Source organism: Lactiplantibacillus sp. B652, from assembly GCF_023806745.1.
Taxonomy (GTDB): domain Bacteria; phylum Bacillota; class Bacilli; order Lactobacillales; family Lactobacillaceae; genus Lactiplantibacillus; species Lactiplantibacillus pentosus.
Genome location: NZ_JAMSKY010000074.1, coordinates 1 through 412, shown reverse-complemented (window position 1 = coordinate 412; position 412 = coordinate 1). Strand labels below are relative to the sequence as shown.

The window sequence follows — 412 nt, the reverse complement described above, 5'->3', positions numbered from 1 at the left end:
GAGGACCAACGACTGTATCTAGTTCAAAATCGCCGATGCGCTTACGTTGATTAATCATCATGGGACGCTGTTCAATTGATCGCCCCAAAGATTGATTATATTTGGATCGTTGGTCAAGGTTACGCCGTTGGCGTACGCCATGTTCAGGTAGATCATTCAAAGAGAAACCAATTCTCCCCTGATTTAGCCAATTATAAATAGATTTAGTCGCTAGTTTAAATTCGTGAGCAATCATTCCTGGTGACCAGCTTAGACGTAAATGGTTGAGAATTTTTTGCTTTAACTCATCGCTCAGCTTAGTTTTCCGACCACATCGTGATCGCTTGTATTCGGCATCTGTTTGTGCTAATTCAGCCTGATAAGGTTGACATCGAGATAATTCATAAGAAATTGTTGACGGTGATCGGTTCAG

At 41.5% G+C, this 412-nt stretch carries 1 protein-coding gene; it reads right to left on the bottom strand.

Features of this window, described 5'->3' with window-relative positions; translation table 11 throughout:
- A partial coding sequence (locus MZO40_RS17060; protein ID WP_252133481.1) for an IS30 family transposase occupies nucleotides 1-412 on the bottom strand: 412 nt, incomplete at both ends.